This is a genomic window from Gangjinia marincola, assembly GCF_039523415.1.
Taxonomy (GTDB): domain Bacteria; phylum Bacteroidota; class Bacteroidia; order Flavobacteriales; family Flavobacteriaceae; genus Gangjinia; species Gangjinia marincola.
Genome location: NZ_BAAAFG010000012.1, coordinates 149783 through 165239, shown reverse-complemented (window position 1 = coordinate 165239; position 15457 = coordinate 149783). Strand labels below are relative to the sequence as shown.

The 15457-nt window shown below is 38.8% G+C and carries 12 protein-coding genes; 5 read left to right on the top strand and 7 right to left on the bottom strand.

Annotation, left to right across the window (positions count from 1 at the left end; all coding sequences use genetic code 11):
* The first annotated feature begins 1 nt into the window (after position 1).
* The 3 genes from purL (at position 2) to ABD000_RS05250 (ending at position 8013) form a co-directional block, all read left to right on the top strand.
* Entirely contained in the window at positions 2–3703 is a 3702-nt protein-coding gene (gene purL / locus ABD000_RS05260) for a phosphoribosylformylglycinamidine synthase (protein ID WP_343764705.1), read from the top strand.
* Between the two features lie 8 nt (positions 3704–3711).
* The gene (locus ABD000_RS05255; protein ID WP_343764704.1) at positions 3712–6105 is read left to right on the top strand and encodes a M14 family metallopeptidase; all 2394 of its coding nucleotides are present in this window, start codon (positions 3712–3714) and stop codon (positions 6103–6105) included.
* Positions 6106–6228: 123 nt separating this feature from the next.
* On the top strand, positions 6229–8013 hold the full coding sequence (locus tag ABD000_RS05250) for an AMP-dependent synthetase/ligase (RefSeq protein ID WP_343764703.1): 1785 nt from the start codon (positions 6229–6231) through the stop codon (positions 8011–8013).
* Positions 8014–8100: 87 nt separating this feature from the next.
* On the opposite strand, the gene ABD000_RS05245 is transcribed toward ABD000_RS05250, so the two are convergent.
* The 4 genes from ABD000_RS05245 to ABD000_RS05230 form a co-directional block, all read right to left on the bottom strand.
* Entirely contained in the window at positions 8101–8442 is a 342-nt protein-coding gene (locus tag ABD000_RS05245; protein WP_343764702.1) for a DUF2853 family protein, read from the bottom strand.
* A 78-nt stretch (positions 8443–8520) separates the two neighbouring features.
* The gene (gene menD, locus ABD000_RS05240; RefSeq protein ID WP_343764701.1) at positions 8521–10299 is read right to left on the bottom strand and encodes a 2-succinyl-5-enolpyruvyl-6-hydroxy-3-cyclohexene-1-carboxylic-acid synthase; all 1779 of its coding nucleotides are present in this window, start codon (positions 10297–10299) and stop codon (positions 8521–8523) included.
* Between the two features lie 51 nt (positions 10300–10350).
* Positions 10351–11478 (bottom strand): chorismate-binding protein, encoded by a 1128-nt coding sequence (locus ABD000_RS05235; RefSeq protein WP_343764700.1) that lies wholly within the window; start codon positions 11476–11478, stop codon positions 10351–10353.
* Between the two features lie 3 nt (positions 11479–11481).
* Positions 11482–11904 (bottom strand): PaaI family thioesterase, encoded by a 423-nt coding sequence (locus tag ABD000_RS05230; protein WP_343764699.1) that lies wholly within the window; start codon positions 11902–11904, stop codon positions 11482–11484.
* Between the two features lie 62 nt (positions 11905–11966).
* On the opposite strand from ABD000_RS05230, the gene ABD000_RS05225 reads away from it, so the two are divergent.
* Positions 11967–12608 (top strand): alpha/beta hydrolase, encoded by a 642-nt coding sequence (locus tag ABD000_RS05225; protein ID WP_343764698.1) that lies wholly within the window; start codon positions 11967–11969, stop codon positions 12606–12608.
* Here ABD000_RS05225 and ABD000_RS05220 read toward each other — a convergent pair.
* The 3 genes from ABD000_RS05220 to ABD000_RS05210 form a co-directional block, all read right to left on the bottom strand.
* Entirely contained in the window at positions 12601–12795 is a 195-nt protein-coding gene (locus tag ABD000_RS05220) for a hypothetical protein (RefSeq protein WP_343764697.1), read from the bottom strand. The two genes, ABD000_RS05225 and ABD000_RS05220, sit on opposite strands and share 8 nt — an antisense overlap.
* A gap of 124 nt (positions 12796–12919) precedes the next feature.
* Positions 12920–13720, bottom strand: a complete 801-nt coding sequence (locus ABD000_RS05215) for a TIGR00266 family protein (RefSeq protein WP_343764696.1) — start codon at positions 13718–13720, stop codon at positions 12920–12922.
* Positions 13721–14106: 386 nt separating this feature from the next.
* Positions 14107–14568 carry a DUF4442 domain-containing protein gene (locus tag ABD000_RS05210; protein ID WP_343764695.1) on the bottom strand — a complete coding sequence of 154 codons (462 nt, stop codon included), beginning with the start codon at positions 14566–14568 and terminating at the stop codon, positions 14107–14109.
* 267 nt (positions 14569–14835) lie between these two features.
* Between ABD000_RS05210 and ABD000_RS05205 the strand changes: the two genes are divergently transcribed.
* Positions 14836–15447 carry a DUF4870 domain-containing protein gene (locus tag ABD000_RS05205; RefSeq protein ID WP_343764694.1) on the top strand — a complete coding sequence of 204 codons (612 nt, stop codon included), beginning with the start codon at positions 14836–14838 and terminating at the stop codon, positions 15445–15447.
* The last annotated feature ends 10 nt before the right edge of the window (positions 15448–15457 follow it).

Genomic DNA, 15457 nt, shown 5'->3' with positions numbered 1-15457 from the left:
TATGATCTCATTTTTTGGCAATAGTCCCTCTCCTGTTTTTGCTGTTCAACATGCCCAACCCTTTTCTCAAGAAGACAACAAAAAATTGACCTGGCTCTTTGGAAATGCCCCGTTGAATCATCGCTCAAAACTAGAAGGTGGTTTTATGGGACCTCGCGCTGCGATGGTAACTCCCTGGAGTACAAATGCGGTGGAGATTACACAAAATATGGGCATTAAAGGAATTCAACGCATTGAGCAGTTCTTTTCCCTGGCGGAAGAAGACAACGATTTTGACCCCATGCTTTCCCAAAAATATGACTGCTTAGATCAGGATATTTTTGATGTACATATCACTCCTGAAAAAATTCAGGATATCGACAATATTGACGCCTATAATCTAGCCGAAGGCTTAGCGCTCAATCAAGAAGAGATCAGCTATTTGGAAAACCTTTCTAAAAAACTAGGTAGAAAGCTCACAGATAGTGAAGTCTTTGGGTTTTCACAGGTAAATTCAGAGCACTGTCGACATAAAATTTTTAATGGCACCTTTGTGATTGATGGAAAAGAAATGTCTTCTTCTCTTTTTAAACTAATCAAAAAAACCTCTGTCGAACATCCTAACGATATCGTTTCGGCATATAAAGATAACGTGGCCTTTATTAAAGGTCCACAAGCCATTCAATTCGCCCCAAAAAGAGCTGACGAACCAGAATATTACGAAGAAACGCCTTTTGAAAGTGTTATTTCGCTCAAGGCGGAAACCCATAACTTCCCAACTACAGTAGAACCTTTTAATGGTGCTGCAACAGGATCTGGTGGCGAAATTAGAGACCGTCTCGCAGGCGGAAAAGGTTCTTTACCGCTTGCCGGCACAGCCGTTTACATGACATCATACTCCAGACTTAAGTCTGCTGGCGATGCTCAAAATAAACCCTGGGAAAACTGTTTAGAAAAACGCAATTGGCTGTATCAAAGTCCGTTGGATATCTTGATCAAAGCATCTAACGGTGCTTCTGACTTTGGGAATAAATTTGGGCAACCTCTCATTGCAGGATCTGTTTTTACTTTTGAGCACAACGAAAAAAGAGATCAGTTAGATACCGAGGCCAGAAAACTTGGCTTTGATAAGGTCATTATGCTTGCCGGCGGAATAGGATATGGTAAAGCCGATCTCGCTCAAAAAGATACTCCCGAAAAAGGAGATAAAATTGTAATCCTGGGTGGTGAAAACTATCGCATTGGGATGGGAGGTGCCGCGGTTTCTAGTGCAGACACAGGCGAGTTTAGTTCTGGTATTGAGCTTAACGCAGTCCAACGTTCTAATCCCGAAATGCAAAAACGCGCCGCTAATGTAATTAGAGGTACTGTAGAAAGTAAAGCGCAGGAAATTGTTTCTATACACGATCATGGCGCCGGTGGACATCTAAACTGTTTATCTGAATTGGTAGAAGAAACCGGAGGGCACATTAATTTAGATGCTCTACCGGTAGGTGATCCCACCCTTTCTGCTAAAGAATTGATTGGCAACGAATCCCAAGAACGTATGGGACTAGTCATTGCCCAGGAACACATAGACTCCTTACAAAAAATTGCAGATCGTGAGCGTTCTCCTATGTACACCGTGGGAGATGTAACCATGGATCATAGATTTTGTTTTGAATCAAAAAAAACGGGTGAAAAACCCATGGACTTTGCGCTGGAGGATATGTTTGGAAGTTCTCCTAAAACCATCATGGAAGATACTAGGCTTTCTAGAAATTATAGCACGCCATCGTACAGTCTTGAGCATTTTCAGGAGTATTTAGATCAGGTGCTTCAACTGGAAGCAGTAGCCTGTAAAGATTGGCTCACCAACAAGGTAGATCGTTGTGTTACCGGTAGAGTAGCTAAGCAACAGTGTGCTGGTCCGCTTCAGCTTCCGCTTAATAATTGCGGGGTGATGGCATTGGATTATAAAGGAAAAAATGGTGTTGCTACCAGCGTAGGTCACTCCCCTGTTTCAGCGTTGATAGATCCGGTTGCCGGAAGCAGAAATTCCATTGGAGAAGCTTTATCGAATATTATTTTTGCACCGCTTGAAAATGGATTAAACTCGGTTTCACTCTCAGCTAACTGGATGTGGCCGTGTAATAATCCCGGAGAAGATGCACGCTTGTATGAAGCGGTCAAAGCGGTATCTGACTTTGCGATAGAGTTAGGGATAAATGTGCCCACCGGTAAGGATTCTTTATCTATGAAACAAAAATATCCTGATGGTAAAGAAGTGATTTCGCCCGGTACTGTAATTATTTCGGCAACAGGTCATTGCAGCGATATTACAAAAGTAGTAGAGCCTGTAATACAGATGGAAGCAGGATCGATATATTATCTACCCCTTTCTCAAGATGAGTTTAAATTAGGAGGGTCATCTTTTGCCCAAACGCAGTGTACCATTGGTAATCAGGCTCCCACGATCAAAGATGCGACGTATTTTAAGAAAGCCTTTAATACATTTCAGGAAGCTATTAAAGCCGGTAAAATTGCTTCGGGTCACGATGTAGGTTCCGGCGGACTTATCACGACGCTACTTGAAATGTGTTTTGCAGATATCGATTTGGGGGCATCCTTAGATCTTTCCGCGTTAAGCGAACCAGATACCATAAAACTTCTTTTTGCTGAAAATATTGGAGTGGTTTTTCAGCTTAACCATGATCAAGACATTCAGCTATTTGAGAAGCAAAATCTCGAGTATATTAGATTGGGAGAAGTTGCCGAAGCTAATGAATTAGTCATCAAAAACCATGGTGTGGAGATAGGCTTGCCAATTTCGTCCTTACGTGACCAGTGGTATAAAACGTCTTACTTGTTGGATCGACATCAGTCTGGCGCACAAAAGGCTAAAGAACGCTTTGAGTCATACAAAAATCAATCTTTACGATTTAAGTTTCCTCAGAACTTCACGGGTAAAAAACCAAATTTATCCAAAATGACCTCCAGGCCTAAAGCCGCTATTATTAGAGAAAAAGGAAGCAATAGTGAACGTGAAATGGCTAATGCGCTTTACCTGGCGGGCTTTGATGTAAAAGACGTGCATATGACCGACTTGATTCATGGCAGAGAAGATTTAAAGGAAATTAAACTAATCGCGGCCGTTGGCGGATTCTCAAATTCTGATGTGTTGGGATCAGCCAAAGGCTGGGCAGGAGCATTTTTATACAACGAAAAAGCGAATAAAGCGCTTACTGACTTCTTTAATCGTGAAGACACTTTATCACTGGGAGTTTGTAATGGATGCCAATTGTTTGTTGAATTAGGTCTCTTAAATAAAGAGGATGACGAAAAACCCACAATGTTGCATAACGATTCACGGAAGTTTGAATGTAATTTTACCTCTGTCACCATCCAAAAAAACAATTCTGTGATGCTTTCTTCGTTAGAAGGTTGTACCTTAGGCATCTGGGCAGCGCATGGGGAAGGAAAATTTAGTTTTCCAAAACAAGAAAAACACTACGCCATTGTAGCTAAATATGGATATGATTCCTATCCGGCAAACCCAAATGGTTCAGACTACAATACAGCCATGATGACTGATAAAACTGGGCGTCATTTGGTGATGATGCCGCATTTAGAACGTTCTACCTTTCCATGGAACTGGGGGCATTACGAAAAAGACAGAAATGACGAGGTAACGCCTTGGCTTCAAGCCTTTGTTAATGCAAGGGAGTGGATCGAAAAAAATTAATATAAATTATGAAGAAATTTTTATTTGCTGTAGCAAGCTTTTACATGCTAAGCACAACGGCCCAAGTGAAATACAGTCGGGCGATTATAGCCTATGATAGTAAAGAGCAACTGGAACAATTGAGCCATCATGGTATCGCGATTGACCATGCTATCTTTAAATCAGGTAATATGCTTGAAACAGAAATTTCTAAGCAAGAGATTGATCAATTGCGTAAGTTAGGATTTGATGTAACTATAAGAGTAGAAGATCTTAAAGAACATTTTTTAAGGCTCAATAAAAGTTCAACTGTAAATTTACGCAATATTTCATGTGATGATAGCCAGGCCTCTATTACGTACGAAACTCCCCAAAACTTTAATTTAGGCTCAATGGGTGGCTATTTTACGTACCAAGAAGTGTTGGATGAATTAGATCAAATGCATTCACTTTATCCTAACTTAATAACCAGCCGAGAAAATGTAGGTGATTTTTTGACAGAAGGTCAACCCGATACATCAGTCACGCCTAGCATAGGTGGCAATGCATTGCAATGGGTAAGGATAAGTGATAATCCTACTACAGATGAAACCGGGGAGCCAGAGGTTCTTTATACTTCCATTCATCACGCCCGTGAGCCCATGTCGCTATCCCAGTTGATCTTTTATATGTGGTATCTCCTTGAGAATTATGATTCTGATGATGAGATCAAAGACATTGTAGACCAATCTGAGCTCTATTTTATTCCTGTTGTGAATCCAGATGGTTACTTATACAATCAAAAAACAGATCCTAACGGGGGCGGTTTTTGGAGAAAAAATAGAAAAAATAATGGAAATGGGAGTTTTGGGGTAGATAACAACCGTAACTATGATTATTATATCAATGGAAATCCTGCTAATGGCGTTTGGGGAGGTCAGGGAGCTTCTTCAGACGGGTTTAGTGAAACGTATCATGGAGTAGCGCCATTTAGTGAGGTAGAAAATCAAGCCATTAAATGGTTTGTAGAACAACATGAATTTGTATTTGCCCTCAACAATCATAGTTTTAGCGAACTCCTACTTTATCCTTATGGATACGCCAATAATGTACCTACTCCAGAGGATACCTACTTTGAGGAAATTTCTGAACTTATGGTACAAGAAAGCGGCTATGCTAACATAATTTCTGCGGGGCTTTATCCTGCTGCGGGTGATAGTGATGATTTTATGTATGGTACGGTCAATACGCATAACAAAATCTACGCCTTCACTCCAGAGATTGGAGATACCTTTTGGCCGTCTTCAAGCCGTATTGAACCTATCGCAAAAGAAATGATGTTTACTAACATTACGACAGCACGATTGGCACATAACTATGCCGAAATAAGTATAGATCCACCTTCTTTTATTGGAAATGCCTTATCATTTGAAATTCCTTTTGAGTTAAAACGCTTAGGTGCCGGTGGTCAGGGTGATTTCGCGATTAACATTACTCCGTTGAGTAATAATATTGAAACCTACGATGGTCAATTTTTGTACACAGGACTTAATCCTTTAGAGACTGTTAGTGGAACAGTATCAATCACCTTGGATCAATCTATTGCCGTTGGCGATGAAGTGCTTCTCAATGTAGAAGCAGATTATGGTTGGAGTAAAGAAGTGATTCAAGTTTCTGTTCGATACGGTGAATTGAGTATTGCTTTTGAAGAACTAGGCGAAGACCTAGCTGTATACGATCAGGATGGATGGAGTACAACCTCTTCTACGTTTGTTAGTCCTTCCACTTCTATAACAGACTCTCCAAATGGTGATTACGGTAGTAATGAAGATAAAACTATTGCGCTTTCAGACCCTATTGACCTCACAGAGGCAACTTTAGCCAATGTTAGTTTTTTTGCACGCTGGGATATTGAGAATGACTGGGACTACGTTCAATTTGAAGTCTCAACTGATAATGGTCAAACCTGGCAGCCTCAATGTGGTAAGTTCACTAATGCAGGTAGTTCTAACCAACCTACAGGCGAACCTCTTTATGACGGTACGCAAACTAACTGGGTAGAAGAGGAAATTTCACTGAGTGATTATGTAGGAGAGCAAATATTGCTTCGTTTTCATTTGATTTCAGACAATATCATACAAGGAGACGGTTTTTATTTTGATGATCTAAGAGTTAATGTACTGGACAATACAGTATTGTCAACGCCAGATCTATTTGATCAGCAATTCAAGGTTTATCCCAATCCAATGCAGGATCAGCTAACCATCACTAAAAATACATCAGAGCCCGCTACTATTACCTTAACCTCTTTATCTGGAAAGCAAATTCTTCAACAGGTAATACACAACTCAACAGTTTTGGATACATCGGCTTTAGCTGCCGGAGTTTACTTTTTAACCGTTGTAGAAAATAATCAGAAAAAAGTATTTAAGCTGATCAAATAATAGTCCTTATTGAATGGATATAAAATTGACAGATTTTCGATGAACCATACCTTTTTTTAAGCATTTGTTTGGTGAATAGGTAGCTTATTTCATATTTTGCAATACTACTAATAAATCAAGCCAATGAACACAGTTACTCGTTTATTCGATTTTCCATATTATCAAAAAGAGAAATACAATTTAGATAAAGCACTGGTTACTAAATATGCTGGTAAATGGATTTCTACCTCTACCGAAGAATATTTAGACCGCGCCAATAAGATAAGTCGTGGATTGCTTCAATTAGGGGTAAAACCCAATGACAAGATCGCGATAATCTCTTCAAATAATCGAACAGAATGGAATATTTGTGACATTGGCATCTTACAGCTTGGTGCTCAAAACGTACCTATTTATCCTACGATTTCTAAAGAAGACTATGAATATGTATTGAATCACTCAGAATCTGTGTATTGTTTTATTTCAGATGAAGAAGTATTTGAAAAAATCAATGCGATCAAAGCGAATGTACCTTCCCTAAAAGAAATTTACTCCTTCAATGATATCTCAGGATGTAAAAGCTGGAATGATGTATTGTTAGCAGGCGAAGACACTGCAACACAGACCCAAGTAGAAGAACTAAAAGCTGCTGTAAAAGAGACTGATTTAGCAACGCTTATCTATACCTCAGGTACTACCGGTAGACCAAAAGGAGTTATGCTTAGTCATAAAAATATCGTAAGTAATGCGATCAACAGTGCAGCCCGTTTCCCGATTGAACCCGGTAAGTCCACCGCGTTAAGTTTTTTACCCGTATGTCATATTTATGAACGCATGTTGATGTACCTCTATCAGTATAGTGGAGTCACCATTTACTTTGCAGAAAGTCTAGAAACTATTAGTGACAACCTTAAAGAAGTTAAACCAGAAGTGATGACGGCTGTTCCCCGCTTGCTGGAAAAGGTATACGATAAAATCATTGCGAAGGGAGCAGACCTTACCGGAATTAAGAAAAATCTATTCTTTTGGGCCGTAGATGTAGGACATAAATATGAACCTTACGGACAAAATGGTGGTTTGTATGAATTTAAGCTGAAGATTGCCCGCAAGCTCATCTTTTCAAAATGGCAAGAGGCGCTAGGAGGTAATCTCAAAGTTATCGCCTCTGGTAGTGCTGCATTGCAGCCGCGTTTAGCCAGGGTGTTCAATGCTGCCGGAATGAACGTTATGGAAGGTTATGGTCTGACTGAAACGTCTCCGGTAATATCTGTAAACGACATGAGAAACAAGGGGTTTAAAGTTGGTACCGTAGGCAAGCCAATTGCCGATACCACGGTAAAGATTGAAAGCGACGGAGAAATCACTGTCAAAGGACCTCAGGTCATGATGGGATACTATAAAGATGCTGAAAAAACGGCAGAAGTGATGACCGGTGAATATTTTCATACCGGAGATATTGGAGAAATAGATGCCGAAGGTTTCTTAAAAATTACAGATCGTAAAAAGGAGATGTTCAAAACCTCTGGAGGAAAATATGTCGCACCTCAGCTCATTGAAAATGCCATGAAGCAATCCCGTTTCATTGAACAAATCATGGTGGTAGGTGAAGGTGAAAAAATGCCAGCTGCATTAATCCAGCCTAACTGGGAGTTTGTCAAGGAATGGTCTGAGCGTAAGGACAAAAAGTACCACACCATGACCATGGAAGAAATGTGTGCAGATGAAAAATTACATCAACGCTTTCAGCGTGAAGTAGATACGCACAATCAAAATTTTGGTAAGTGGGAAAAAGTGAAGAAATTTGAATTAACGCCTGAAGTTTGGAGTATTGAAGAAGGTCATCTTACCCCAACCATGAAGCTAAAAAGAAAAGTAATAAAAGAGCGTTACAAAAGCTTATACAATAAAATCTATGATCGAACTGAATAAACTTCTCGTTGCTAACTCCCTTTTTAGATGATAGCACAAAAAAGCCCCGAAATTCGGGGCTTTTTTACTGTAAAAAGAGTTTTAATCCTATTTGTAAACAGACTCTTTGTTAAAGTGCTTTGTAAGCATATAATATACTACTGCACGATATTTATTTCGATTGGATTTACCATACTTCTCGATAACGGCATGAATAGCATCCATCAATTTTGGCTCATCTTTTAATCCTAATTTCTTAACTAAAAAGTTATTCTTAACGGTTTCTAGTTCTTTTTCATCACTTCCTGAAACGGTGGCAGCATCAGCATTGTAAATTGAAGGACCACAACCGATGGTAACTTTTTCTAATAAATCCATATCTGGATTCATTCCAACCTTATCCTTAAGATCTTCGGCATACTTTTTAATTAGTTCGTCTCTTTTACTCATAGTTATTTGTTTAAAATTAATTAGTTACGTATTCAATGCTTCAATGTACACATAATTTGACAATGTTAAAAAAAATAATTAAAAATCCTTCCGCATAAAATCAAAATGATCCAGTAAGACTTCATCATTTATTGCTTTCGGAGTGCAAATTTCTAATAATTTAGGTCGATTTGAGGAGGAATAAAATGAGGTTAACTGGTTTTTTAGCTGTTCTAAGGTTTCCGCTTTAGCGTATGCTAAGTTGTACATGGTACACAAGAAAGCTGCATTGAGTTCGTGGGTTGTTTCAAAATATTTTTCAAAATAATCAGCTGAAGTATCTCCGGGAAGAATTCTAAAAATTCCACCCCCGCTATTATTGATGACAATGATTCTTAAATCATCCCGTAAATGATCAATCCACAAAGCGTTACTATCATAGAAGAAGCTCAGGTCTCCTGTAATAAGCGTTGTGGGCTCTTTGGCATGCAGTGAATGTCCTATTGCTGTACTCGTGCTTCCATCAATTCCACTGGTGCCGCGATTACAATATATGATATGATCTGGATGCAGATCAAATAACTGCGAATACCGTATTGTGGAGCTATTGCTAAGTTGAATGATCTGAGGCCGCGGGATGTGTTCAAAAAGAACCGGGTATACCGTAAAATCAGAGTAAGGTGCTTGCGCTCTATACGCGTCTCGTTTTGCAATACGATGCGTTTTCACTTCATCCCAAAAGGGTCTATATGTGCTTGAAGAAGATCCAAATGCAGAACTTATTTTTTCAAAAAACTCATTAGGCGTGATTTGCATGAAATGTCTTAAACAAAAAAAGGTATCCATCGCATGTTTAGGGTCGACATGGATATGAGTTTTAGGTTGATAATTACGTAAGAAAACTTTAATCTTCTTAGAAACGATCATTCCTCCAAATGTGATTAAGATATCTGGCTGTAATCGCTCATAGAGCATTTGTGCCTGCTCATTCTTCTCTATGGGAGCAATAAGCGTATCTATACCCGGGAAAAAATTAGGATGGTGTATGTTGGCAGTTGTTTCGGTTAACACAACGACCCGCTGATCTTTTGCTAAGAGCTCTATAAAATCCTGTTCGATTTCATTGGGATGCAATACACCGATAAGCACCATGATTCGATTAGCATTTTTTATCTTAATTAATAGATCCGCTATTTTAGGATTCTCCTCATTCTGTTTCACCTTGTTTGTTTGGTCAAAAAGTGCAGGAACAACTTCTACTGTTGTTGTATTGTACAAAGGCTCATTAAATGGTGCGTTAAGATGTACAGGACCACGCTTATCTCTCGCTGTGCTCAGTGCGGTATTGATTTCTTTTTCATTCCCCGCTATGATTTCTTGCGCAAGATCCTTAGAATTCTCTTCTGTAACAAATGCCGGTAAAGGCTTGAGAACATGAATTTTATCTTCGTCCCTAATGTCACTTTTAAGCACGGCAGAATATAATACGTGCTGATCCAATACTTCATTTTGACGAATCGTCTGCCCGTCCCCAATATCAATCAAATACTCAGGTCGATCTGCAGAGATCACAACCAGAGGAATATCACTATAAAACGCCTCTGCCACTGCCGGATAATAATTCAAAACAGCTGAACCAGAGGTGCATACAATCGCAGTTGGTTCACGCATTTGTTGCGCCATTCCTAAGGCAAAAAATGCCGCACAACGTTCATCTACGATACTGTAGGCAGTAATCTTAGGATGATTGGCAAAGCCAATGGTTAGGGGAGCATTACGAGAGCCAGGAGAAATAACTACATGCTTAATTCCATGTTTTACGCATAACGCAACGATAGATTGAGCTAACGGAACACTGGAGAAAATAGGTGTACTCATACTGTAGGTAAAAATACATCACACAATGTTAAAACCGCTGTCAATTAGCGGTTATTTAACCATCACATCTGCCATCGTTGCACTTTTTGACAAGGTTTCTTCCCACTCGGCTTCAGCATCACTTAAAGCCGTGATACCGCCACCGACATATACGTAAGCAGTCAAATCACGCCATTGCATACAACGCAGGTTTACAAAAAGATCAGTTGTTGTTTTTACAGAACGATAGACTTGATTTTCAATATTTTGGCGTCGATCAGAGCGAGGCTTGGACGATGTGAGATTTAATTCACCTAAAAAACCGGTGTAAAATTCGCGATCATACCCTTCGTGCTCATAAATGAATTGCTGCGCTATTTTGGTGGGGAAACCACAAACCGCAGGTGTTGGATGTAAAACATCTACAATATTCTTAAGGTGTGAATTGTCCAATCTGCCCGTAATCTTTGATTTTAAGTGTAACAAATTACCTGCTTGATGACTTTCAGCAGGAGTACCGGTCACCTTCTCTACTCCTGCGATGTTGAGCTTCTCGATAATATAATCTGTCACTATTTGCTGTTCCTCCAGCTCTTTATTTCTCCAGCTTCTAGTATCATTTTTTTGTAAATCTATAGTTCCAGCCAGGGACATGGTTTCTATCTGTTTTCCCGTCAAGCGGAAGAAGGTCTCTGGTGTTGCGCCAAGCCAGAGTCCTACCTTAGGATGATACCAACAGTAGGCAAAGGCCGAAGCATATCGATCAACCATGCGCTGCATAACCTCTAATGGATCATGACCACTAAGCGGAAGCTCCTGCACTCTGGAAATCACCACCTTTTTAAGGGATGAATTCTTAATCGTATCGATGGCATTTTGGACACGCGCAATATGATCTTCTTTTTCACCTATTTTAAACGTAGGAGATTGAGTTGGTGAAGATTTGGTAAAATTAAATTGATTAGCACTCGTCTCCAGCAACGTACATTTGTGAGTTGAAAATAAAACAGTGCGTTTTAATGAACTAAATGGAGAAAATACGAATCCCTGCTCTTGGTATTCACTCGTATAGAGTAAGGCAGTATCGGTCTGTAAAAAAGCTTTTATGATATTATCATTAGGCTTTCGGTAAACAACAAACGGCAACTTTTTTAAATAATGGGTGTTGAGTTGATTAAAAAAATCTTTAGTAGAATGCACAGCTTAAACTTTAGGTAGAGCAATGGTAGTTAGTTTTACTAAGGAGATAAGCTGGTCTTCTTCGTCTTTAATCTTAATTTCCCAAAGCTGTGTAGTTCTGCCTTTATGGATTATGGTAGCATGCGCAAAAACCTCTCCTTCTCGTTTGCTCTTAAGATGATTGGCAGAAATCTCTATTCCGCGAATGTAGTATTTTTCAGCATCTAAAAACATCATACTTGCTGCGCTACCAACACTCTCGGCCAATGCAACTGATGCGCCGCCATGTAGGACTCCATCGGGTTGGTGTACTGTTGAAGTCACCGGCATTTTAGCGATTAAAAAATCGGCACCAACGTCTATAAACTCAATATTAAGTGTTTCCATGAGTGTGTTCTGACTCATTTGTGCGCATTTAGCCAGAATTTCTTCTTTGGATAATTTCATATAGTACTACATTTACATAGGTAAAGATACAAACTCGACTAAGAATAATTACCATTAATGCCATGGAGGAAAAGAAAGCCATTTATACCGCGACAAACACCTATAGCATCCTCAACAAGATAACCCATAAAACAAAAAATATATGGTTAGTATGTCATGGGATGGGTTATCTGAGTAAATATTTTATTCGCTATTTTAAAGAATTAGATTCAACTGAAAATTACATTATCGCTCCGCAAGCCCCAAATAAATATTATCAGGGACCAGATTTTAAGCATGTTGGGGCAAGTTGGTTAACCAGAGTAGATACTGCTATGGAAACAACCAATGTTATGAATTATATGAATAAGGTCGCAGAACTTGAAGAATTAAGTAAACATACAAACAAAAGATTTATATGCATGGGTTACTCTCAAGGTGTTTCAATTATGATGAGATGGCTTAAACAGACGACCCTTGTCCCAAACGATTTGATCTTACACTCTGGAGGAATCCCGACAGAACTAGAGCCTAAGGATTTAGTCGCACTCGCCGAAACCCGAACTTACTTGGTGTATGGTGATCAAGACGAGTATCTAACAGAAGATCGAATCACTACCGAAAAAGAAAAAGCACAACACCTATTCCCTACCGGCTTAAGCATCCATGAATTTAGTGGAAAACACGAGGTGAATACTAGGTTTATTCAGGCTTTGGTTAATTGAGATAGATCATACACTGATCTAATTTTGGATTTTTTTCGATTAGCGACTGAATGTAAATTTTAAGCTCTTCAATTTCATGGGGGAGTAAATTATTCATGGCTTTTTTCACTTCTTTGCAGAATAAGTGAACATCAAAACTTACTTTTTTCAAGATCATTTTGGTGTATTCAAACATTTCTTTTGACATGTGATCGTACGTTAGGTTAAGTAGTTTATATCATAGAGTCCCCAAGAATAAATTCGAAATAAATATAGTAAATCATCATTTCTTATCTTTTATACTGATTGTTAAAACATTTCTTAAATAAATTTTAAAATCTATTGTCTCCATCGAGTAAATCGCCCAATCCACCCAATATACTTCCCTCTCCTTTATCTTTTCCTCCTCTAGGTAAGGAAGCAAGTACACGACCAGCCAAACGGCTAAAGGGTAAAGATTGAACGTAAACGATGCCAGGACCGGTTAGAGTTGCAAAAAATAATCCTTCTCCTCCAAAAATGGTGTTTTTGATTCCGCCGACAAATTCCACATCATAATCCACATCTTGAGTAAAACCAATGATACAACCGGTATCCACTTTAAGTTGTTCTCCTGCTCTTAATTCTTTTCGTGCCATGGTTCCACCTGCATGGACGAATGCCATTCCGTCGCCTTCTAACTTTTGCATGATAAATCCTTCACCTCCAAAAAGACCACGACCTAATTTTTTACTGAATTCGATGCCGACGCTTACGCCTTTCGCAGCACATAAAAAGGCGTCTTTTTGACAAATAAATTTTCCGCGATAAGCGGTTAAATCAATAGGAATAATCTTACCCGGATACGGCGAGGCAAAACTAATGCGTTTTTTATTCATGGTTTCGGCATGGTAAAAAGCCGTCATAAAAAGACTTTCACCGGTAAGAATACGCTTACCGGCTCCCAAAAGTGAGCCTAAGAAACCTTTATTCTTTTCTGACCCATCACCAAAGATGGTTTCCATTTTAATGCCGCTGTCCATCATCATAAAGGTCCCGGCTTCTGCAACAACAGCTTCACCCGGATCAAGTTCTACTTCTACATATTGCATTTCTTCGCCGTAGATGGTATAGTCAATTTCGTGTGCGTTCATGGGTTTTGAGTTTCGGGTTTTGAATTTTAAAAAACTAATTTGAAGGTTCTATTCTATGTATTAATGAACTATCTATAGGTAAGTAAACATGCGATAAGAAATGTTACAGGTTTATGATAAAAATTGGTTTAAAATTCTGTATTGTAGTATGATCACATAAACTCTTCACGTCAATACTTATATGCAATTGAGCAGATTTATAATCTTTAATTAAATCTTCAGCTTTAGATCACGTTCCTTGGACCTCATACCTCTAACCTTTTATCTTTAACTTTGTACCTTCAAACTTGTACCTTCAACCTTGTACCTTGTACTTTCAATTTTGGACTTTGTGAATCGCACCTTAAACTTGTCCCTCGTATTTCGAACCTTGTATCTTGTACCTATTACCTAGTACCTTTAACCTTAACCGTCCACTCAAAATCCCAATGAGAGACAGCAATTCCATCTTCATTCACCCCTACTGATTGCATCCAACAGGTTTGCCCTTCACCTGTTTTGATGGACTCTTTTATCGCAGCCGCTATTTCCTTCCCATTTGTACAGGTAAATGAGATTTTACCGGTTGCCTTTTTGATAAACGTAGCTTTATTATTAGCTACTAACATTGAAATTTTTCGATCACTAGCTCTAATCTTGTTCATAACTAAAGCTCCCGTAGAGAGTTCTGCCGCCATCGCCTGTACTGCAAAATACATGCTATTGAATGGGTTTTGATTGATCCATGAATGTTTCACCGTAACTAATGCCTCTTCTTCATTCATGTGCTTTAAACGCACGCCACACAACCAGGCAGAGGGTAATTTTGAAAGTAGAAAGAGATTAATCTTAGCGGGTGAAAGTGACATAGCAAAAATTTGAATTTCTAAAATAGAAAAAATTGAATGAATAAAAGGGTAAGCGATCAAATTCATTTTATAATTCAAATTTTTACGATCTGTAATCTTAAAGTAATTATATGATCCAAAAAATCTGCAATAATTTAAACACTTGATAATCAATTTATTAATAATATTTATTGTATTCGATATTCTTAATTAAATGTTAATTTTTAGTACTATGTGTAACACACTACCTTTTTTTAGACTTATCTTTGCATAAGACAATAACTGGTTATGAAAGAACATGAATCAATCGCTCCAGAGAAGGAGCAAAAAAACGATCAAACCTATAGTGCGGTCATTCACTTACTAGCATTTACAAAACTTTTCATTCCGTTGGGTAATTTTATGTTTCCGTTAGTGTTATGGGTTCCTAACCGAAAAAGGACTTTTGTAGATCATCACGGTAAAGAAATGCTCAACTTTCAGCTAAGTACATTTATCTATTGGATTGCTCTAGGTACTATAGCTCTTGCCGGGACAGCCATCGCAATGGTACAGATCGATGAGCTTATCCAATTACCACGAGATTTTAGAAAAATAGGAGTAGAAAATGATTTGCTACCCTTACTTATTTTTTACATCATCATTGGTCTTTTAGGATTAGGACTCATCATCCTTGAATTAGTAAGCACCATTACTGCTGCCCTTAAAGCGGGAGAAGGTGAACGGTATCATTACCCGCTAAGTATTCCATTTATTTCAACTCAATCATCCTCTACGGGAGGTCATTCATCAATCAATTCCGCTACGTCAGAACCTCGTAGGGAAACTAAAAACGAACAATCAACATCAACCGATGCCGCCGCAGACTCATCCCCTGAAGGCGACATCTTAACGACTTAAACCCAGTTCT

What these genes read in the sequence shown, in the direction of transcription:
- ABD000_RS05255 (WP_343764704.1), top strand. Translation starts at nt 3,712, where the DNA reads ATGAAGAAATTTTTATTTGCTGTAGCAAGCTTTTACATGCTAAGCACA.
- ABD000_RS05250 (WP_343764703.1), top strand. Translation starts at nt 6,229, where the DNA reads ATGAACACAGTTACTCGTTTATTCGATTTTCCATATTATCAAAAAGAG.
- ABD000_RS05230 (WP_343764699.1), bottom strand. Translation starts at nt 11,904, where the DNA reads ATGAAATTATCCAAAGAAGAAATTCTGGCTAAATGCGCACAAATGAGT.
- ABD000_RS05215 (WP_343764696.1), bottom strand. Translation starts at nt 13,720, where the DNA reads ATGAACGCACACGAAATTGACTATACCATCTACGGCGAAGAAATGCAA.
- ABD000_RS05220 (WP_343764697.1), bottom strand. Translation starts at nt 12,795, where the DNA reads ATGTCAAAAGAAATGTTTGAATACACCAAAATGATCTTGAAAAAAGTA.
- ABD000_RS05210 (WP_343764695.1), bottom strand. Translation starts at nt 14,568, where the DNA reads ATGTCACTTTCACCCGCTAAGATTAATCTCTTTCTACTTTCAAAATTA.
- ABD000_RS05245 (WP_343764702.1), bottom strand. Translation starts at nt 8,442, where the DNA reads ATGAGTAAAAGAGACGAACTAATTAAAAAGTATGCCGAAGATCTTAAG.
- ABD000_RS05225 (WP_343764698.1), top strand. Translation starts at nt 11,967, where the DNA reads ATGGAGGAAAAGAAAGCCATTTATACCGCGACAAACACCTATAGCATC.
- purL (WP_343764705.1), top strand. Translation starts at nt 2, where the DNA reads ATGATCTCATTTTTTGGCAATAGTCCCTCTCCTGTTTTTGCTGTTCAA.
- menD (WP_343764701.1), bottom strand. Translation starts at nt 10,299, where the DNA reads ATGAGTACACCTATTTTCTCCAGTGTTCCGTTAGCTCAATCTATCGTT.
- ABD000_RS05205 (WP_343764694.1), top strand. Translation starts at nt 14,836, where the DNA reads ATGAAAGAACATGAATCAATCGCTCCAGAGAAGGAGCAAAAAAACGAT.